This is a genomic window from Enterobacter sp. ECC_219_Taxon_10, from assembly GCF_058354905.1.
Genome location: NZ_CM178005.1, coordinates 2306316 through 2322952 on the forward strand (window position 1 = coordinate 2306316; position 16637 = coordinate 2322952).

Genomic DNA, 16637 nt, shown 5'->3' on the forward strand with positions numbered 1-16637 from the left:
AGTGACCAATAAAGTCAATGGTCACTAATCAGGGGGCCAGGCTTCTTAAGATCAATGAGGAGAGAAGTACCGCTGCCGTTGGGGCGGTTTCAAGGTTGTACTGAAGCTGGACGGGGTTAATGTAAGGGCACATCACCATGTAGACGGCACAGGTTACCTCATCCAGCGGCGTCTTCCTTTCGAACTCGCCGGAATGTCTGCCTTCGATAATGATGCTCTCAATCAGCTTCATCAGGCTTTCACAATACTTTTCGGTTGAAGGCCACTGCTCCTGCGCGGCGACGGCGGCGATGTCGTAAAGCTTACGGTCGTGGAAAAACAGCTCGCTCCCCGCTTCGGTGAGCGCCTTGAAAAGACGGCGTAATTTTTCGCTTGCTGACGGTGCATCCTCGATGGCGGAAAGCACCGCCGCCATAATCAGCTCCAGGCGGTTAGCGCAGATCACCTCGCCGATGGCCTGTTTGGAATCGAAGAACTTATAAATGTAGGATTTTGAAAAACCAATAGATTTCGCCAGCTCGGCGACGGTGGTTTTTTCATAGCCGTAGTGACCGAAGTGCTCAAAGGCCGCTTCGACGATTTGTTCTCTGACAGCGTGGTCAAGGGGACCACGTGCTGATGGGGGATTCATATTTTTAGTCATTATTTAAGCTTAGCGTGACAGGCTACGATTAACAACGAGTGACCATTTTGTACTTTGGTTACCGTCATTCATCATGCGCCGTTCAGACGGGACGATCAACCAGGTGGGGTGAGTGTATCACTGTTTTTCGCGCATTATGGCATCTATCTGTCTGCGATAAGCAAGGATTTCAGTGCAACTCCCTTGCACTGAACAAAGCCGTTTTTGCTTAAGCCGAGCGTGGACGCAATATTTTTTCAACGATGAGCACCAGACGCCTGCGCGTCACGAAGCGGTGTAGCTGCCCCAGAAGCCAGTTACCGCATCCGGTAATCAGGTAGCTACGGTTACTCTCCACGGCCTTCAGCGCCAGGGTGACCACTTTGTCAGTGGGCATTCTTTTACCTACCGAGGCTTCCTCAGCATTCACCACATCAAAAAAGGCCGTATCCGTTGCGCCGGGGCAAAGCGCCAGCACGCGGATGCCCTTTGAGCGATACTCTCCCCACAGCGCATTCGAAAAGTGTTTTTTTTGAGGTGAGGGCGACGCGATGCGAATTGGTGAACTGTGTGCGAAAACGGGATTGTCGAAAGAGACGGTGCGTTACTATGAGCGGCAGGGGCTATTAGAGAATATCCCGCAGCCCAATCGCAGCAATAACTACAAAGTTTATTCCGCCGTCGATTTACAGCGTTTAAACATGATCAAGCATGCCAAAATGCTGGGTTTTACCTTATCCTAAATTTCAGAGGTTTTAGCTGTCTGGGTTGACGACAAATTTACCGCTGAGCAAAAACGCGATTCTTTACAGCGCAAGTTGCAGCAGCTTGAAGAGAAAGAAGCGGCGTTAATTGAGCTCAGAGCCAGGATAATAAACGCCATTAACAAAGTCGGCCAGCCTTGTATCGATACGTTTTAATCGACAAGTAAGAAGAGGCCGCAAAACCGATGCGGCCTTATATTTCAGACAGCCAGTTCAGGCATCTGTTCCTTTACAAAATCCAACACCTTCCTCGCGTCCACAAATGCATACGGATATTTATGAGATCGATGATGGAAAGATTGTGGCTAACTGGTACATCAAGAACAATACGGCCCGGTTGATGCGATAATCCTATAAGCCAAGATCGCTCAGCGAAGGGTGATCGTCCGGGCGTCTGCCCAGCGGCCAGTGGAACAGGCGCTCGGATTCTTTTATCGGCATATCGTTTACGCAGGCAAAGCGGCGCTTCATCAGTCCATCAGGCTCAAATTCCCAGTTTTCATTGCCATACGAGCGGAACCAGTTGCCGGAATCATCATGCCATTCATAGGCATAGCGCACCGCGATCCGGTTATCCGTAAATGCCCAGAGCTCTTTAATCAGACGATAGTCCAGCTCTTTTTTCCATTTCCGCTCCAGAAACGCCTGGGCTTCCTCCCTGTTAGTGGCGAACTCTGCGCGGTTGCGCCACTGGGTATCCAGCGTATAGGCCAGCGCGACTTTCGCCGGGTCGCGGCTGTTCCAGCCATCTTCTGCCAGTCTGACTTTTTCGATGGCGCTTTCACGCGTGAAGGGCGGTAAAGGAGGACGTGTGTTCATTGCGGTAACCTCAGCATTAGATTAAGTAGACAGGTCTGTCTACCTGATGTAATCTATGCCTGTGAAATAACGCTGTCAATATCCTTTTTGAGGCCGCCGAAAAAATGAAAACACAATCCGCAAGCAACGATACAAAAATCAGCGTCAGGGATAAGATATTATTGACGGCGCACGATCTGTTTTATTCCACGGGCTTCAGGGCGACGGGGGTGGATACGCTGATTAAAGCGTCAAAAGTGACCAAGGTGACTTTTTATCGCCATTTCCCGAGTAAGAACTTGCTTATTCTCGCCTATTTGCACTATCGGCATGAAATATGGATGAACTGGTTTGAAGCCTCTCTGCGCCGTAACCTCGCCGAAGGTCAGGTACTTTCTGACGCGATATCTGCAACGCTTTGCGAATGGTTTAATTCGTCCGAATTCCACGGCTGCGCGTTTATTAACGCCAGCGCAGAGGCAAAGTCCGAAGAGATTGAAAATGAAATAAAAGAGATATGCCGCGACCATAAAGCAGAAACAAAGAAAAAAATCGAAACGCTCGCCGGTATAACGGATGAAAAGATCAGTAATGACATTATGATGCTTATTGACGGGGCTATTATTCATGCCCAAATGGGAATGGATACCGAAGCGGTAATAAACGCGTTAAAAACGGGCTTAGAAAAACTGACGGGTCAGTGATATTTCCCCGTGCTTAATCGGCCCTTATCCCGGGCCGATTAAGCCCCCGCGTCATACCGTCGGGATGGTGCCGCCATCAATGACAAATTCAGTACCGGTAATACTCGCAGCATGTGATGAGGCGAGGAAGACGATGAGGTTAGCCACCTCAATCGGTCTGGCGGGGCGTCCGAGCGGTATTCCACCTAACGCCTTCATAATGATCTGCTTGCCACCTTCGTAGTCTGTTCCTGCCTGCTTAGCCAGTCTCTCCGCGAGTGCCACCGCCGCTTCAGTTTCGATCCAGCCGGGTGCAACGCGCACTACCCGAACGCCCTTCGGCGAGACTTCCTTTGACAGGCTCTTGCTGTAGGTTGAGAGGGCTGCTTTAGCCGCCGCATAGCCCGTGGTTGATTCCGGTAACGGCAGGTCGCGCTGAATAGACGTCACGTGAATAATCACCCCATTTCCCTGCGCGAGCATTCCGGGAAGCAGGGCGCGGTCTAAGCGTACCGCAGGTAACAAATTAAGATTGAGTTCCTGCTGCCACGCTTCTTCGTCAAGCGCAGCAAAACCGCCACCGGGGGAGGTTGAACCGCCTGCAACATGGATAATCACGTCGACCCCTCCCATCTGTTCCTGCACCGCAGATGCGACAGCGGCACATCCGGAGACCGTAGTAAGGTCAGCGGTTACGAACGTATCAGCGATATTTACGTCTGGCTCGTGGCGCGCAGTGGTGAATACCGTTGCGCCGAGCTGTTTTAAAAGCCCGACAACTGCTTTTCCCAGCCCTTTCGTGCCAGCGGTAACAAGCACGCGCTTACCGGTGAAATTAATATCTAATGACATGACCAATAACTCCCGTTATTTACAGTACAGGCATATTCAACATAGACTGAGAAATTGACAAGTACGCACGAAAAAGTGAGTTACTAAATTATGAGTAAGTTATATAGTCCGGAATCTGCCGCAAGCGGCGTGGAGCAAGTATTACGGCTGCTGGAAGGGCGCTGGAAATTAATTATTCTTTTTCATCTTTTCGACGGAAAAGTGCAGCGCTACTCTGATTTCGAAAAGCTGATCCCCGGTATTTCTCAGAAGATGCTGGCGCAGCAGCTTCGACAGCTTGAGTCCGACGGTATTGTTTCGCGGATGGTCTACCCTCAGGTACCACCGAAAGTGGAATATCGCCTCACCGATTGGGGGCAGGCACTGTGCCCGGCGCTGGATGCCATGCTGAAATGGGCAGAAAAACGTGAGGATTACGCGAGCCAGGCAGCCGATGGAAGTGCTCTCAACATTCCCAACGGCGAATGACACCTTAAATTGTTGTCATTCGCCGTTCGTTAACGCGGGTTATTAGCACGGAGAGCGCCCATGACCCCTCGCAGCAGAGCATTCTCAGGATTATGAGGATGCCTCTTTAGAAAGCGTGTCATGCTGTGCCAGCGACAGCGCGCTGGCGCTGGCGGGGTCGAACAGCGAGATGCTCTCAATCTGATTGAGTAAAATCACCTTCCGGAACGACATGGCGCTTTGGGGTTCAGAGTCGAGCGTGATGTCATGCTCAGCATACCACCTGCTGTAATTATTCTCGATGCGAAAGTTCATCGTCTTCGCGTCCCTGTACCCGCTTAGCATCGGGATCAACACGATATTGGCCGTTTTTTCATATTCCAGCGTCGCGGTGTGGATCATGCCGACGTAAATCCGCCTCGACCGGAGCGTGACCTGCGCCAGTTCGCCTTGCTCCATACACTGGTACAGCAGTTGTTCGATACCGCTCGACTGGGCCAGACGTTTGTAGAGCTTTTTACGGCTTTCACCGTCCAGCCTGGCGCTGCCCGCCCAGTTAGAGCGGTAGAGGCAAAACAGGATGGCAAACGCCAGCATCACGACCACCGGTGCCTGAATGCCCAAAAAACTCCAGTTCATAAAGTCGACTTGCCAGTCGGCATACTGCTGCGACGTAAAGTGAAACGTGTTGTCGGCGGCGGAGAGGGCGAGCAAGAATAGCCAGAGCAGACCGGTGGCAATCACGCCCTGCAGAACGAAAATACAGCCATAAAGCGCAACGAGAAAATAGACGTCCCAGCCGAAGGAACGCTTGATTTTAAAGCGCGTCGACAGATCCCGGCTGGTGTACCAGTACCCGCATACCATCAGCACCATAAATATCGCCGTTCCCATTTCAGGCCCTCTTCAGCGCGTTGACGTGACGCAGAAAATCCTGCCGCACCTCGTTGCTTTTGTAGTTCACCGAGGCGTTCCCGTCCTGGTCGATAATGATGCGATCGCCATCTTCGACGGCTTCAATAATTTCCTGCCGGCTCATCACCTGGAGCAAAGATTCGGGGCTGGAGAAAAGCGAGAGAAAGAAGCGTTTCATGTCAGGCATCCTTATGAATTAAAAAGAATAAGCCTGGAAGATGACTGGCGAATTTGCCTTAAGGATATCCTGAAAGTGAAAGCCGGGTGGCGGCTACGCCTTACCCTGACTACAAAAGTCACTTATTTGAACGTCAATAACTTATTGATATGTATATGTAATAAAAAATAGATAGTCACAAACTTGGACAAATAACGTTAATTGTGTAAGTTTTAATTATGCGATTACGCCACGTTGTTTACAGCCAGGATGTGACCCATGAGCACTTTGCCCTCTGTCGTGAGTCGGTTTGTTGAGTACTACGCCGCACTGGATAGCCAGCCGCCTTCCGCGCTGGTGGGGCTTTACCATTCGAATGCCACGCTTATCGATCCATTCGGCGAGCACGACGGGATTTTCGCGCTTCAGCGCTATTTCACCCATCTGCTGGCCAATGTCGAGAAGTGCCGTTTTACCATCGACACGCCGCTGTGCAGCGGTAACCGGTTTGTTGTCACCTGGATAATGCACTGGTCGCACCCGCGGATCGCCGGGGGCGAGCCGCTTGAACTGCCTGGGTGTTCAGTGGTGGAGACGGAAAACGATCTCATCACGCATCAGCGGGACTACTACGATGCGGGAGAGATGATCTACGAACACCTCCCTCTGCTGGGCTGGGCGGTACGCGGCGTGAAGCGGAGGGTCAAATCATGAAGACGGTGCTGATTACCGGCGCAAGCTCGGGCATCGGCGCGGGGCTGGCGAAGTCCTTTGCCGCTGACGGCTTCCACGTGATTGCCTGCGGGCGCGATCCGGCGCGGCTTGAAGCGCTGCATCAGACCTGCCCCAATCTCACCGTTCGCCTGTTCGATATGACAGACAGGGACGCCTGTCGCCAGGCGCTTAGCGGCGTTTACGCCGATCTGGTTATTCTCTGCGCCGGAACCTGCGAATACCTCGACGGTGGCGTGGTGGATGCGGCGCTGGTGGAGCGGGTCATATCCACCAATTTCCTCGGTCCGGTGAACTGCCTGGCCGCGCTGCAGCCGCAGCTGGCCGCCGGCAACCGCGTGGTGCTGGTGAGCTCGATGGCCCACTGGCTTCCCTTCCCGCGGGCAGAGGCCTACGGCGCGTCCAAAGCGGCGCTGAGCTGGTTTGCCGAGAGCCTGCGGCTGGACTGGGAGCCAAAGGGGATTGACGTGACGGTCGTCTCTCCGGGCTTTGTCGATACCCCGCTGACGCGCAAAAACGATTTTGCCATGCCGGGCAGGGTGAGCGTCGACGAGGCGGTCAAGGCGATCCGTACCGGGCTGGCGAAAGGCAAAATGCATATCGCGTTTCCCGCCGGGTTCGGCTTCATTTTGCGGCTGCTCTCCGGGCTGCCCGCGTTGTTGCAGCGCGCGCTGCTGCGCAGGATGGTGCGCTCATGAACATTGCGATTATCGGCAGCGGCATCGCCGGGCTGACCTGCGCCTGGCGTCTGGCCGGGCACCATCAGGTAACCCTGTTTGAAGCGGGCGCCACGCCCGGCGGCCATACCGCGACGGTTGACGTCTCAACGCCACAGGGCACATACGCGATCGACACCGGGTTTATCGTCTACAACGACCGCACCTATCCGCGCTTTATGGGTCTGCTCAGCGAGCTCGGCATCAGTGGGCAAAAAACGCAGATGAGCTTTTCGGTGCACAACCCCGAGACGGGGCTGGAGTACAACGGCCACACCCTGACGTCGCTGTTTGCCCAGCGCCGAAACCTCGTGAATCCGGCATTCTGGCGGCTGCTTGGGGAGATCGTCCGCTTCAATCGTCTGGCGAAACAGGCGCTGGACGGAGAAGTGAACCCGAACGCCACGCTGCAGACGTTTCTGGATCAGCACGGCTTCACGCCGTTTTTCGCGCGCCACTACATTCTGCCGATGGGGGCCGCTATCTGGTCATCGTCGCTGCAGGAGATGAAGCGTTTCCCGCTGCCGCTCTTTTTGCGCTTCTTCCACCACCACGGCCTGCTGGATATCATCCAACGCCCGCAGTGGTACGTGGTGCCGGGCGGCTCGCGGGAGTATATCCGCGCCATGCTCGACAAGCTGGGCGACCGTCTGAATCTGCATCTTAATTCACCGGTGCAGCGCGTGAGCCGCCACGAGCATGGGGTCACGCTTCAGCTCGAAAACGGCAGCCATACCTTCGATCGGGTGATTTTTGCCTGCCACTCCGCCAGCGCGCTAGCAATGCTTGAGGACCCGACGCCCGCCGAGCGCGAGGTGCTGGGCGATATCGGCTGGCAGCGCAACGAGGTGGTATTGCACAGCGATCCGCGCTGGCTGCCGGTGCGGCAGCGCGCGTGGGCCAGCTGGAACTACCGCCTGAGCGCGCAGGAGCAGGCCAGCGCCTGCGTGACCTACAACATGAACATTCTGCAGGGGCTGCCTGCGGGCAGTCCGCTGTTCTGCGTCACCCTGAACCCGGACGCGCCGGTGGATGAACGCTTCGTCCTGCGACGCTTTGTCTATGAGCATCCGCTGTTTAACCCGAAAAGCTGGCGGGCGCAGGCGCGTCGCGGCGAGATCAACGGTCATAACCGAAGTTGGTTCTGCGGAGCTTACTGGTACAACGGTTTTCATGAAGACGGTGTGCGCAGCGCGCTGGACGTGGTCAATGAAATAGCCGCCGGGGAGGGGAACTGAGATGAATAGCTGCCTCTATCACGGCGTACTGCGCCACCGCCGCCTTCAGCCGAAAACCCACGAATTCAGCTACGGCGTCTTTATGGCCTGGCTGGATCTTGATGAGCTGCCGCTGCTGGCCTCCGTCGGCGTGCGGCGCAACCGCTTTGCCGCCGCCTCGTTCCACGACGCGGACTATCCGCTCGGCTCGCCGCTTAAAGACAACGTGCTCAACAGGCTGGAGAGCCTGACCGGAGAACGTCCGGACGGGCGGGTCATGCTTCTGACACAGCTGCGCTACTTCGGGTTCCATTTCAATCCGGTCAACTTTTACTACTGCTATGACCAGGAAAACACGCTGCGATGGGTGCTGGCCGAGGTGCGCAACACGCCGTGGAACGAGCGTCATTATTACGCGGTCGACGGGCAAAATGCCCGGCCCACGGAAAAGGCGTTTCACGTTTCCCCCTTCAACCCGATGGACATGATCTACCACTGGCGCTTCAACAACCCGGACAACACGCTGCATATGCACATTGAAAATCATCAGGAGGCGAAGGTCTTTGACGCCACCCTGGCGCTGCGCCGGGAACCTCTGACCCGCCCGACGTTGCGCTCGCTGCTGCTGCGCATCCCGCTGATGACCCTGAAAACCGTTTTCGCCATTTACTGGCAGGCGCTGAGGCTGTGGCTCAAGCGCGTGCCGCTGTATAACCATCCCGTCAGCAGGAGTGAACGCTCATGACCGATCCCGTTTTTGCGCTAGAACCCGATTTCCCGCGCAACGCTCGCATTGCGCGCTGGCTGCTGTTTCGTCTGTTAAGCGGCATTCGCGACGGCTCGCTCACCCTGCGTGAAGGGGCGCAGACCTTCCATTTTGGCGAGACATCCTCCGCGCTGCACGCGGACGTGCAGATCCTCACGCCCGGCGTCTACTGGCGCGTCTTAACGGGCGGGAGCCTTGCTGCGGCAGAAGCATGGATGGACGGCGAATGGGAAACCGCGCAGCTTACGCCGCTTCTGCAAATCCTGGCCCTCAACGGCGAGGTGCTTGGTCGTCTGGAGAAAGGGTTCCGGCTGCTCGGCAGGCCGCTGGAGCGTCTACGCCACTGGACGCGGCGTAACTCTCGCGCTCAGGCCCGCGAAAATATTGCCGCCCATTACGACCTGGGCAACACCTTCTATGCCCATTTTCTGGATAAGGAGCTGCTTTACTCCAGCGCGCTGTTTAACTCTGACGAGCAGGATCTGACGGCGGCTCAGCAGGCCAAAATGGCGCGCCTGTGCGACCAGCTGGCGCTAAGTCCGGGTGACCACCTGCTGGAAATTGGCACCGGCTGGGGGGCGATGGCGGAGTACGCCGCTCGTCATTATGGCTGTCGGGTAACGACCACCACGCTGTCGCAGGAGCAATATATCTGGGCGACCGAGCGGATCGCCCGCGCCGGGTTGCAGAATCGCGTTGAGGTACTGCTCTGCGACTATCGCGACCTCACCGGACAGTACGACAAGCTGGTCTCGATAGAGATGATTGAGGCCGTGGGGCAACGCTATCTGCCGACGTTCTTCCGTACCTGCCAGGCGCGCCTGCGCCCCGGAGGACGGATGGCAATTCAGGCCATCACTATTCAGGACCAGCGCTATCGCGACTACAGCAAAAGCGTCGATTTTATCCAGCGCTACATTTTTCCCGGCGGCTTCCTGCCGAGCATTACCGCGATGAACGAGCTGATGACGCGCCACACCGATTTCGTGGTGCGCAATCTCTTCGACATGGGCCCCGACTACGCCCGCACGCTGGCCCACTGGCGGCAGCGCTTTGTCCACGCCTGGCAGGAGATAGAAAAGCTCGGCTTCGATGAACGGTTTCGCCGCATGTGGCTGTACTACTTCGGCTACTGCGAAGCCGGGTTTAACGCTCGCACCATCAGCGTGGTGCAGCTGACCGCCGAGCGCGTATGAGACGTTACCTTCAGGTCTTTCTGCTGGCCGTGGCGTTCGATGTCTACTGGGCGCTGGTGGTGCTTTTTCGCGAACAGGGCCTGATTATCTGGCTCGGGCTGGCGGTCCTGGCGTGTATGTTATTGCCGTCAGCTTACCGTCTATACGCCATTGGGCTGGCCGCGGCGGGCAGCCTGCTGGATGCGCTCTGGGCGTTGACGGGGCTGATTGCCTTCACGGGCGACTCCCTGATGCCGCTCTGGATGGTGGCATTGTGGCTGATGTTCGCCACCGTCTGGACGCAGCTAACGCGCACCACCACGTTACCCGGCTGGCTGCTGACCCTGCTGGCCGCCGTGGGGGGGCCTGTGGCCTACCTGTTTGGCGAGCGGCTGGGCGCCATCACGTTTCTGGAGCCGACCTTTATCGTCGTCAGCTGGATGGTGCCGGGCTGGCTGGTGTTGATGCTGTTTTTCCACCTGCTGATGGGGAGACAAAAATGAGAGCTGCGATTCTGCTGCTTTGGCTGATGCTGGTTGTTCCCGGGGCCCAGGCCGCCGACTGGCTGGCCTGGCGTAAGGTGGGCGACGCCACGCTGACCTGGGGGCCGTTCACCGTTTATACCTCCCAGCTGCGTACTCCGGACGGGCGTTACGGTCGGGAGAACCAGGATCAGGCGCTGATTATTACCTATGCGCGCGATATCGATCGCGATGAGCTGGTCGAGGCGACCCGCGATCAGTGGCAGGCGCAGGGGATCCTGAAACGGGAACCCCGGAGTGAAGCCTGGTTACAGATGCTCCGCTCGCTGTGGCCGGATGTCCGGCCAGGCGCACAGCTGGCGTTTGTGCTCGACGACGGGCAAGGGCAGTTCTGGTATCGCGCGTCAGCGGCGCAAACATCCTTTATTCCGCTCGGGCCGCGACAGTCAGAAGCGTTCAGCACCCGTTTTCTGGCCATCTGGCTCGATCCCCGCACGCAATATCCTGAGCTGCGTCAGCAGTTAATCGGAGGCCAAAAATGAAACGAATCCTGAGGCTGGCGCTGGCATTCACGATGCTGCTGGCCGGCTGTAGCACCGACGTGTCCGAGTATCGCCAGCAGCAGCCGCGGCTTGATATTTTTAACTACTTTCAGGGCAAAACCGAAGCGTGGGGCATGGTGCAGGATCGCAGCGGCAAGCAGATACGTCGCTTTCACGTTGAGATTGCCGGGGACGTTATTGGCGATACGCTGACGCTGAACGAGCAGTTCGTTTACGACGATGGCGAGAAGCAGCAGCGGGTCTGGCATATTCGCCGCGTGGGGAACGACCGCTACGAGGGAACGGCAGGGGATATTGAAGGGGTTGCCACGGGGCAGGCCGCAGGCAACGCCTTTAACTGGCATTACAGCATGAACGTGAAGGCCAACGGCAAAACCTGGCTGCTGAACTTTGACGACTGGATGTACCTGCAGGATGAAACGCATCTGTTTAATAAAACCGAGATGAAGAAATTTGGCGTCACCGTCGCCACGGTGACGCTGTTCTTCACCCGGAAGACGTAAGCTTAGTCGCGAACATTGCCGGTTTTGCTGCTGGAGTAAATGAAGTACAGGGCAATCCCCAGGCAAACCACCGCGCCCAGACGGCTCGGTGAAAACGGAATAGCGGGATTGTTCAGCCAGCCAAAGTTATCAATCAGCATGCTCATGGCGAGCTGGCCGAAGATCACCGCGACCGTGGCGACGGCGGTGCCGATGCGCTGAACGGCGAGCACCATGATTACGATATAGGGCACGCCAAACATCGCCCCGAGGAGCTGCCATTTCGGCACGTCCAGCAGGCTGACGGCCTGCTTAGGTTCAAAGAAGAAAATCAGCAGGGCGGTGACCAGCGCGCCGACGGAAAACGTCAGAAACGCGCTTTTGAAAACGCCCACGCTACTGCCGAGCTGCCCGTTAATCGCCGCCTGGACGCTCAGTGTGGCGCCGCCGCAGACGGCCAGAAGAATCATTATCAGCGTCATAGCATTACCCCTGCGCGACCAGAACCAGTGCCGCAATGATGAATCCCAGGGCGATAAACCGTTTGGCATCGATCTTGCGCGCCTGCGTGCCGAGCAGACCAAAGTGATCAATGATCAGGCTTTTAAAAATCTGGCCCGCCAGAATACCGATCATCGTCAGGGCGATGCCGATGGCGGGCGTGGCGATAGTCAGAATGACAACGTAAACAGGACCCAGAACGCCGCCGAGCAGCTGCCAGCCGGGCTGGGCGAAAAACGACGGGCTGCTGCGCGGGCTGAAAAACAGCATCAGCAGAAACGTCAGCGCGGCGCCGACGCCAAAAATACTGAACGTCGCCCATAAATCGCCCACTTCTCCCCCTAATGGCCCCAGCAGCCCAGCCTCGACGGAAAGGCCCATCCCGCCGGCAATTACCAGTAAAATCATAACAAACTGCATTAAGCTTCCTCCGTTTTCAGGCGAAGAAGATTACGTCGGTAGACCCGTGAGAAAAATGCCATAATGCAGGAAACACCTTTGCAGGAAATGCATTAATGCCAGATGCCGGAAGCATGAACCTTCGATCGCTGCTGCTGTTTATTGCCGTCTATGAAACGCAAAACTTTTCCGTCGTTGCGCGGCGGGAGGGGATTTCTGCATCGCAGGTGTCGCGCATTGTTCATCAGCTTGAGGACGCGCTCGGCCAGCAGCTCTTCTATCGCAATACCCGGGCGGTGATCCCCACGGAAAGCGGGCATCTGTTTATCCGCTATGCCCGGGCGATGGTCGATAACTTCGAAGAGGCGCGGCGGGAGCTGGATGAGCGTTCGACCGAACCTTCCGGCACGGTCCGCATTAACGGGCCGGTATTTTTTGGACAGAGGCACGTTGCACCCGGCCTGGCAGGCCTGGCCGAGCGTTATCCACGGTTAACCATAGAGCTGACGCTGACTGATGACTTTATCGACCCGCACCGGGATGCCGCCGATCTCATCTTCCGCATCGGCACGCTGACGGATTCGACATTCCACGCCCGTGTTTTCGGGCAGCAGCGCTACCACCTTGCCGCGTCGCCCGCATACCTGCGTCAACACGGCGTACCGGTCGATCCGGCCGAGCTGAGCCAGCATAAATGCCTGGTCTATCGCGGTTCGTCCGGGCCTAACCGCTGGCTGGTGCGGCGCAAGGGGGAGAATTGGGTGCACTATCCTGTCGCGCCGCTGATGACGTCCAATAGTGCGGAGTCGCTGCTCGTTGCCGCGCTGGGTGGGATGGGGATCGTCCTGTTTCCGGACTGGCTGATTGGCGACAGGCTGCAGCGGGGGGAGCTGGTCGCCCTTATGCCGGAAATGGCCTGCGCCATCAACACGGAGCAACTGAATATTGCGGCAATTTACCCTAACGCACGTCATCCGCCCCTGAACGTCAGGGCGGTGATTGATTATTACGTAGCGTTTTTCGGCTCGCCGCTCTACTGGCAAGCGTAAGGCAATTACGCGCCGAGCTCCTTGCGGATGATCTCTGCGCCGGCGCTGAGTGCTTTCAGCTTGCCGTTAGCCACCTGGCGAGAAAGCGGAGCCATGCCGCAGTTGGTTGACGGGTAAAGCTTGTCCGCATCGACGAACTGCAGCGCTTTACGCAGCGTATCGGCCACTTCCTCCGGCGTTTCAACGGCGTTGGTTGCTACGTCAATCGCGCCGACCATCACTTTCTTACCACGGATCAGCTCCAGCAGATCCATCGGTACGCGGGAGTTGTGGCACTCCAGGGAGATGATGTCGATGTTAGAGGTCTGCAGCTTAGGGAAGGCCTCTTCGTACTGGCGCCACTCGGATCCGAGCGTCTTTTTCCAGTCGGTATTGGCCTTGATGCCATAGCCGTAGCAGATGTGTACCGCGGTTTCGCACTTCAGCCCTTCGATTGCGCGCTCCAGCGCGGCGATGCCCCAGTCGTTGACCTCGTCAAAAAAGACGTTAAATGCCGGTTCATCAAACTGGATAATATCCACGCCTGCGGCCTCTAACTCACGCGCTTCCTGATTGAGAATTTTGGCGAATTCCCAGGCCAGCTTTTCGCGGCTTTTATAATGCGCGTCGTAAAGGGTGTCGATCATAGTCATCGGCCCGGGCAGGGCCCATTTGATCGGCTTATCGGTAAGCTGGCGCAGGTACTTCGCATCGTCCACGAATACCGGCTTCTGACGCGCAACAGCAGAAACCACGGTCGGCACGCTGGCGTCATAGCGGTTACGAATGCGCACCGTCTGGCGGTTCTCAAAATCGACGCCGCTCAGGTGTTCAATAAAGGTGGTGACGAAGTGCTGGCGGGTCTGTTCCCCGTCGCTGACAATATCGATTCCCGCACGGATCTGCTCATCCAGAGACAGGCGCAGCGCATCCTGTTTACCCGCCAGCAGTTCCTGATCCTGCAACTTCCACGGAGACCAGAGCGTTTCAGGTTGCGCAAGCCAGGTCGGCTTAGGCAGGCTGCCAGCTGTAGACGTCGGGAGCAATGTTTTCATAATAAAAGACCTTTTTTGATAAATTAAAGCGCGTAGTTATCAGACCACTGCTCAAGAATGTGTTTATAAGGCTTAATGAAATATTCTTCAGTAAATCGACCCTGTTCAATCGCCAGGCGGCTTCGCTCTTCGCGGTCATAAACAATTTTGGTTAATGAATGGTCCTGTTGGTTCAGATCAGGGCGATAAAACAGTCCCGCCGCCGAGTTTGCGTTATAAATTTCCGGGCGATAGATTTTCTGGAACGTCTCCATCGTGCTGATGGTGGCAATCAGTTCCAGATCGGTATAATCACTCAGTAAATCCCCGGTAAAGAAGAACGCGAAAGGCGCCACGCTATTCTCCGGCATGAAGTAGCGCACCTTCAGGCCCATTTTGGCGAAGTACAGTTCCGTTAGCGACTCGCCATCGGGATGATACTCAATGCCCAGCACAGGATGCTGGTTGCCGGTGCGGCGGTAAGTGTCTTTGCTGGAAACGCTCAGGCAGATTACCGGGCCCTTTTTGAAGCTCTCTTTATATTCCGGGGAATTTATAAAATGGCGGAAAATATTGCCGTGCAGTTCGCCAAATTTATCCGGAATGCTAAAGTGCTGCTGATTCTTATTGTGTTCCAGCAGCCGCACGCTGAAATCATAATCCCGCACGTAAGAAGAGAAATTATTCCCGACAATGCCAGGGATGCGCTGGTTATTTTTCTTGTCGACAATATACGTTTGTAATACCTCAATGGCCGGGAACGGCTTTTCCGCGCCAATGTTCAGGTCAACTGAGATAATTTCAAGCTCAACCGCGTAGCGATCGGCATTTGGGTTATCCCAGTGCGCCAGGGCGTTAAAGCGGTTGTTGATCATCACCAGCGTATTGCGCAGGTTTTCCTGACGTTTTTCTCCGCGCGCCAGGTTGGCAAAGTTGGTGGTCGTACGCGTATTTTCAGACGGGTTGTAATTCTCATCGAAGCAACTGCGCTTAAGGGTATATGTGAAAGCTTTGCTCATTGTGGTTATGCATCCTAAGTTCATGTTGCTAAGAAGTTACCGATGCATAATTTATGCCTGAGCCCGCGGCGCAGGGGAAGTGACTTAATTTCAATGCAACATGAGCGAAGTTCATGATGTTGATCACAAATTCCCTCGACTCTCGTGCAGCGTCAGTTTTTTTGCGAAACAGACGGCTTCTTGCCTGCCGATGTAGGGGCCATAGTTATCAATTACACGGTAGCCATTTCGCTCATAAAATTTCACCGCACGTGCATTAACGTGTCGGGTTTCTAGCCAGATTTCGCTATAGCCTGGACGTAGTGCCGACGCTTCAAGAAAAGCCAGTAAAGCCTTACCAATCCCCGGCTCGCTCCTGTCGGAATACATGCGTTTCAGCTCCGCAACCTGTTCGGAGAGGGGGCGCAAAGCCGCACATCCAACGGCTTTATCTTTTTCATTCCTGGCGACAACCCACAGGGCGCGTTCGGCCATCATCGAGTCGACGTTAAAATGACGCCTGCCGCCATCCCCGGTGATATTCGCCAGTTCTGATGACAATTTTTCAATCAGACGCAGGGATTCAGAAGTGTGCAGGTCGGCTTTTTTAATCGTTATCATTGGAGGATTCCATTGAGCTTTATTTTTCAGACGTCAAATTATCAGACGGTTAAGTTGAGTCGTCCTATGTTTTACTTATGTTTCGGCACGCGCTTAATGACGCTATAATCCCCAAAATTTCCAACCGGTTTAGAAACGATCATGACAAAACTCACCTTACAAGAGCAGATGCTGAAAGCGGGCCTGGTCAGCAGCAAAAAAGCGGCGAAAGTGCAGCGCACGGCAAAGAAATCACGCGTTCAGGCGCGTGAGGCTCGGGAAGCGGTAGAAGAGAACAAGAAGGCGCAGATCGAGCGTGACAAGCTGCTGAGCGAGCAGCAGAAGCAGGCCGTACTCGCGAAAGAGTTTAAAGCGCAGGTGAAGCAGCTGATCGAGATGAACCGCATCACCGTGGCGAAAGGCAACATCACCTTTAACTTCACCGACGGTACTCTCATCAAAAAAATCGAGGTCGACAAGCAGACGCAAACTCAGCTGATCAACGGTCGTCTGGCGATTGCCCGTCTGGTGATTAACGCCAGCGGCGACTGCGAATACGCGATTATTCCGGCGGTAGTGGCCGATAAAATCGCCCAGCGCGATGCCGACAGCATCGTGCTTAACAGCGCGCTGAGCCAGGAAGAACAGGACGAAGACGATCCGTACGCGGACTTCAAAATCCCTGACGATTTGATGTGGTAAACCG

The 16637-nt window shown here is 55.7% G+C and carries 24 protein-coding genes; 13 read left to right on the forward strand and 11 right to left on the reverse strand.

Annotated elements, in window-relative coordinates; genetic code table 11:
- Window positions 1–28: 28 nt before the first annotated feature.
- Together AC4ICF_RS11060 and AC4ICF_RS11065 are read right to left on the reverse strand one after the other, a co-directional pair.
- Window positions 29–643 carry a TetR family transcriptional regulator gene (locus AC4ICF_RS11060; protein ID WP_316379075.1) on the reverse strand — a complete coding sequence of 205 codons (615 nt, stop codon included), beginning with the start codon at window positions 641–643 and terminating at the stop codon, window positions 29–31.
- 208 nt (window positions 644–851) lie between these two features.
- Entirely contained in the window at window positions 852–1100 is a 249-nt protein-coding gene (locus tag AC4ICF_RS11065) for an SDR family oxidoreductase (RefSeq protein ID WP_316379076.1), read from the reverse strand.
- A gap of 73 nt (window positions 1101–1173) precedes the next feature.
- Between AC4ICF_RS11065 and AC4ICF_RS11070 the strand changes: the two genes are divergently transcribed.
- Window positions 1174–1365, forward strand: a complete 192-nt coding sequence (locus AC4ICF_RS11070; RefSeq protein WP_316379077.1) for a MerR family transcriptional regulator — start codon at window positions 1174–1176, stop codon at window positions 1363–1365.
- Window positions 1366–1737: 372 nt separating this feature from the next.
- On the opposite strand, the gene AC4ICF_RS11075 is transcribed toward AC4ICF_RS11070, so the two are convergent.
- Entirely contained in the window at window positions 1738–2205 is a 468-nt protein-coding gene (locus tag AC4ICF_RS11075) for a nuclear transport factor 2 family protein (protein WP_059354822.1), read from the reverse strand.
- 104 nt (window positions 2206–2309) lie between these two features.
- On the opposite strand from AC4ICF_RS11075, the gene AC4ICF_RS11080 reads away from it, so the two are divergent.
- Entirely contained in the window at window positions 2310–2888 is a 579-nt protein-coding gene (locus AC4ICF_RS11080) for a TetR/AcrR family transcriptional regulator (protein ID WP_316379078.1), read from the forward strand.
- Window positions 2889–2939: 51 nt separating this feature from the next.
- On the opposite strand, the gene AC4ICF_RS11085 is transcribed toward AC4ICF_RS11080, so the two are convergent.
- Window positions 2940–3719, reverse strand: coding sequence for an SDR family oxidoreductase (locus AC4ICF_RS11085; protein ID WP_316379079.1), 780 nt, complete (start codon window positions 3717–3719; stop codon window positions 2940–2942).
- A 90-nt stretch (window positions 3720–3809) separates the two neighbouring features.
- Here AC4ICF_RS11085 and AC4ICF_RS11090 point away from each other — a divergent pair, with 90 nt between their 5' ends.
- Window positions 3810–4187: a winged helix-turn-helix transcriptional regulator gene (locus AC4ICF_RS11090; RefSeq protein WP_316379080.1), complete on the forward strand. Its 378-nt coding sequence runs from the start codon at window positions 3810–3812 to the stop codon at window positions 4185–4187.
- 90 nt (window positions 4188–4277) lie between these two features.
- Here AC4ICF_RS11090 and AC4ICF_RS11095 read toward each other — a convergent pair whose 3' ends face one another.
- Complete coding sequence (locus AC4ICF_RS11095; protein ID WP_116340096.1) at window positions 4278–5060, reverse strand: hypothetical protein; 783 nt, start codon at window positions 5058–5060, stop codon at window positions 4278–4280.
- Between the two features lies 1 nt (window position 5061).
- Window positions 5062–5259: a hypothetical protein gene (locus tag AC4ICF_RS11100; protein ID WP_316379081.1), complete on the reverse strand. Its 198-nt coding sequence runs from the start codon at window positions 5257–5259 to the stop codon at window positions 5062–5064.
- A 258-nt stretch (window positions 5260–5517) separates the two neighbouring features.
- On the opposite strand from AC4ICF_RS11100, the gene AC4ICF_RS11105 reads away from it, so the two are divergent.
- From AC4ICF_RS11105 to AC4ICF_RS11140, 8 genes are read left to right on the forward strand one after another with little or no spacing between them, the layout of a single operon-like run.
- The gene (locus tag AC4ICF_RS11105) at window positions 5518–5952 is read left to right on the forward strand and encodes a nuclear transport factor 2 family protein (protein ID WP_116340094.1); all 435 of its coding nucleotides are present in this window, start codon (window positions 5518–5520) and stop codon (window positions 5950–5952) included.
- Window positions 5949–6668: an SDR family NAD(P)-dependent oxidoreductase gene (locus AC4ICF_RS11110; RefSeq protein ID WP_316379082.1), complete on the forward strand. Its 720-nt coding sequence runs from the start codon at window positions 5949–5951 to the stop codon at window positions 6666–6668. The genes AC4ICF_RS11105 and AC4ICF_RS11110 overlap by 4 nt, the downstream gene beginning before the upstream one ends.
- Window positions 6665–7924: an NAD(P)/FAD-dependent oxidoreductase gene (locus AC4ICF_RS11115; RefSeq protein ID WP_316379083.1), complete on the forward strand. Its 1260-nt coding sequence runs from the start codon at window positions 6665–6667 to the stop codon at window positions 7922–7924. The genes AC4ICF_RS11110 and AC4ICF_RS11115 overlap by 4 nt, the downstream gene beginning before the upstream one ends.
- Window position 7925: 1 nt before the next feature.
- A complete protein-coding gene (locus AC4ICF_RS11120) occupies window positions 7926–8648 on the forward strand; it encodes a DUF1365 domain-containing protein (RefSeq protein ID WP_316379084.1) in 723 nt (240 codons plus the stop codon).
- Entirely contained in the window at window positions 8645–9865 is a 1221-nt protein-coding gene (locus AC4ICF_RS11125; RefSeq protein WP_316379085.1) for a cyclopropane-fatty-acyl-phospholipid synthase family protein, read from the forward strand. The genes AC4ICF_RS11120 and AC4ICF_RS11125 overlap by 4 nt, the downstream gene beginning before the upstream one ends.
- Window positions 9862–10347, forward strand: a complete 486-nt coding sequence (locus tag AC4ICF_RS11130) for a DUF2878 domain-containing protein (RefSeq protein WP_166711038.1) — start codon at window positions 9862–9864, stop codon at window positions 10345–10347. The genes AC4ICF_RS11125 and AC4ICF_RS11130 overlap by 4 nt, the downstream gene beginning before the upstream one ends.
- Window positions 10344–10868 (forward strand): chalcone isomerase family protein, encoded by a 525-nt coding sequence (locus AC4ICF_RS11135; protein WP_163329245.1) that lies wholly within the window; start codon window positions 10344–10346, stop codon window positions 10866–10868. Before AC4ICF_RS11130 ends, AC4ICF_RS11135 begins: the two co-directional genes overlap by 4 nt.
- Entirely contained in the window at window positions 10865–11392 is a 528-nt protein-coding gene (locus AC4ICF_RS11140) for a DUF3833 domain-containing protein (protein WP_316379086.1), read from the forward strand. Before AC4ICF_RS11135 ends, AC4ICF_RS11140 begins: the two co-directional genes overlap by 4 nt.
- A gap of 2 nt (window positions 11393–11394) precedes the next feature.
- Here AC4ICF_RS11140 and AC4ICF_RS11145 read toward each other — a convergent pair whose 3' ends face one another.
- Together AC4ICF_RS11145 and AC4ICF_RS11150 are read right to left on the reverse strand one after the other, a co-directional pair.
- Window positions 11395–11853, reverse strand: coding sequence for a DMT family transporter (locus AC4ICF_RS11145; protein ID WP_316379087.1), 459 nt, complete (start codon window positions 11851–11853; stop codon window positions 11395–11397).
- 4 nt (window positions 11854–11857) lie between these two features.
- Window positions 11858–12292 (reverse strand): DMT family transporter, encoded by a 435-nt coding sequence (locus AC4ICF_RS11150; RefSeq protein ID WP_316379088.1) that lies wholly within the window; start codon window positions 12290–12292, stop codon window positions 11858–11860.
- Window positions 12293–12387: 95 nt separating this feature from the next.
- Here AC4ICF_RS11150 and AC4ICF_RS11155 point away from each other — a divergent pair, with 95 nt between their 5' ends.
- Window positions 12388–13320 carry a LysR family transcriptional regulator gene (locus AC4ICF_RS11155; protein WP_192982440.1) on the forward strand — a complete coding sequence of 311 codons (933 nt, stop codon included), beginning with the start codon at window positions 12388–12390 and terminating at the stop codon, window positions 13318–13320.
- Between the two features lie 5 nt (window positions 13321–13325).
- Here the strand turns inward: AC4ICF_RS11155 and AC4ICF_RS11160 are convergent, their stop codons facing one another.
- From AC4ICF_RS11160 to AC4ICF_RS11170, 3 genes are all read right to left on the reverse strand, one after another.
- The gene (locus AC4ICF_RS11160; RefSeq protein ID WP_023311627.1) at window positions 13326–14354 is read right to left on the reverse strand and encodes a methionine synthase; all 1029 of its coding nucleotides are present in this window, start codon (window positions 14352–14354) and stop codon (window positions 13326–13328) included.
- A gap of 23 nt (window positions 14355–14377) precedes the next feature.
- On the reverse strand, window positions 14378–15352 hold the full coding sequence (locus tag AC4ICF_RS11165; protein WP_316379089.1) for a DUF1852 domain-containing protein: 975 nt from the start codon (window positions 15350–15352) through the stop codon (window positions 14378–14380).
- 123 nt (window positions 15353–15475) lie between these two features.
- Window positions 15476–15952: a GNAT family N-acetyltransferase gene (locus AC4ICF_RS11170; RefSeq protein ID WP_316379090.1), complete on the reverse strand. Its 477-nt coding sequence runs from the start codon at window positions 15950–15952 to the stop codon at window positions 15476–15478.
- 141 nt (window positions 15953–16093) lie between these two features.
- Here AC4ICF_RS11170 and AC4ICF_RS11175 point away from each other — a divergent pair, with 141 nt between their 5' ends.
- Window positions 16094–16633: a DUF2058 domain-containing protein gene (locus tag AC4ICF_RS11175; protein ID WP_229225830.1), complete on the forward strand. Its 540-nt coding sequence runs from the start codon at window positions 16094–16096 to the stop codon at window positions 16631–16633.
- Window positions 16634–16637 lie beyond the last annotated feature (4 nt).

Coding starts and splice junctions, on each gene's coding strand:
- AC4ICF_RS11170 (WP_316379090.1), bottom strand. CDS start 15,952: ATGATAACGATTAAAAAAGCCGACCTGCACACTTCTGAATCCCTGCGT.
- AC4ICF_RS11100 (WP_316379081.1), bottom strand. CDS start 5,259: ATGAAACGCTTCTTTCTCTCGCTTTTCTCCAGCCCCGAATCTTTGCTC.
- AC4ICF_RS11115 (WP_316379083.1), top strand. CDS start 6,665: ATGAACATTGCGATTATCGGCAGCGGCATCGCCGGGCTGACCTGCGCC.
- AC4ICF_RS11075 (WP_059354822.1), bottom strand. CDS start 2,205: ATGAACACACGTCCTCCTTTACCGCCCTTCACGCGTGAAAGCGCCATC.
- AC4ICF_RS11145 (WP_316379087.1), bottom strand. CDS start 11,853: ATGACGCTGATAATGATTCTTCTGGCCGTCTGCGGCGGCGCCACACTG.
- AC4ICF_RS11090 (WP_316379080.1), top strand. CDS start 3,810: ATGAGTAAGTTATATAGTCCGGAATCTGCCGCAAGCGGCGTGGAGCAA.
- AC4ICF_RS11155 (WP_192982440.1), top strand. CDS start 12,388: ATGCCAGATGCCGGAAGCATGAACCTTCGATCGCTGCTGCTGTTTATT.
- AC4ICF_RS11095 (WP_116340096.1), bottom strand. CDS start 5,060: ATGGGAACGGCGATATTTATGGTGCTGATGGTATGCGGGTACTGGTAC.
- AC4ICF_RS11080 (WP_316379078.1), top strand. CDS start 2,310: ATGAAAACACAATCCGCAAGCAACGATACAAAAATCAGCGTCAGGGAT.
- AC4ICF_RS11150 (WP_316379088.1), bottom strand. CDS start 12,292: ATGCAGTTTGTTATGATTTTACTGGTAATTGCCGGCGGGATGGGCCTT.
- AC4ICF_RS11125 (WP_316379085.1), top strand. CDS start 8,645: ATGACCGATCCCGTTTTTGCGCTAGAACCCGATTTCCCGCGCAACGCT.
- AC4ICF_RS11140 (WP_316379086.1), top strand. CDS start 10,865: ATGAAACGAATCCTGAGGCTGGCGCTGGCATTCACGATGCTGCTGGCC.
- AC4ICF_RS11130 (WP_166711038.1), top strand. CDS start 9,862: ATGAGACGTTACCTTCAGGTCTTTCTGCTGGCCGTGGCGTTCGATGTC.
- AC4ICF_RS11160 (WP_023311627.1), bottom strand. CDS start 14,354: ATGAAAACATTGCTCCCGACGTCTACAGCTGGCAGCCTGCCTAAGCCG.
- AC4ICF_RS11175 (WP_229225830.1), top strand. CDS start 16,094: ATGACAAAACTCACCTTACAAGAGCAGATGCTGAAAGCGGGCCTGGTC.
- AC4ICF_RS11060 (WP_316379075.1), bottom strand. CDS start 643: ATGACTAAAAATATGAATCCCCCATCAGCACGTGGTCCCCTTGACCAC.
- AC4ICF_RS11120 (WP_316379084.1), top strand. CDS start 7,926: ATGAATAGCTGCCTCTATCACGGCGTACTGCGCCACCGCCGCCTTCAG.
- AC4ICF_RS11110 (WP_316379082.1), top strand. CDS start 5,949: ATGAAGACGGTGCTGATTACCGGCGCAAGCTCGGGCATCGGCGCGGGG.
- AC4ICF_RS11105 (WP_116340094.1), top strand. CDS start 5,518: ATGAGCACTTTGCCCTCTGTCGTGAGTCGGTTTGTTGAGTACTACGCC.
- AC4ICF_RS11070 (WP_316379077.1), top strand. CDS start 1,174: ATGCGAATTGGTGAACTGTGTGCGAAAACGGGATTGTCGAAAGAGACG.
- AC4ICF_RS11135 (WP_163329245.1), top strand. CDS start 10,344: ATGAGAGCTGCGATTCTGCTGCTTTGGCTGATGCTGGTTGTTCCCGGG.
- AC4ICF_RS11085 (WP_316379079.1), bottom strand. CDS start 3,719: ATGTCATTAGATATTAATTTCACCGGTAAGCGCGTGCTTGTTACCGCT.
- AC4ICF_RS11165 (WP_316379089.1), bottom strand. CDS start 15,352: ATGAGCAAAGCTTTCACATATACCCTTAAGCGCAGTTGCTTCGATGAG.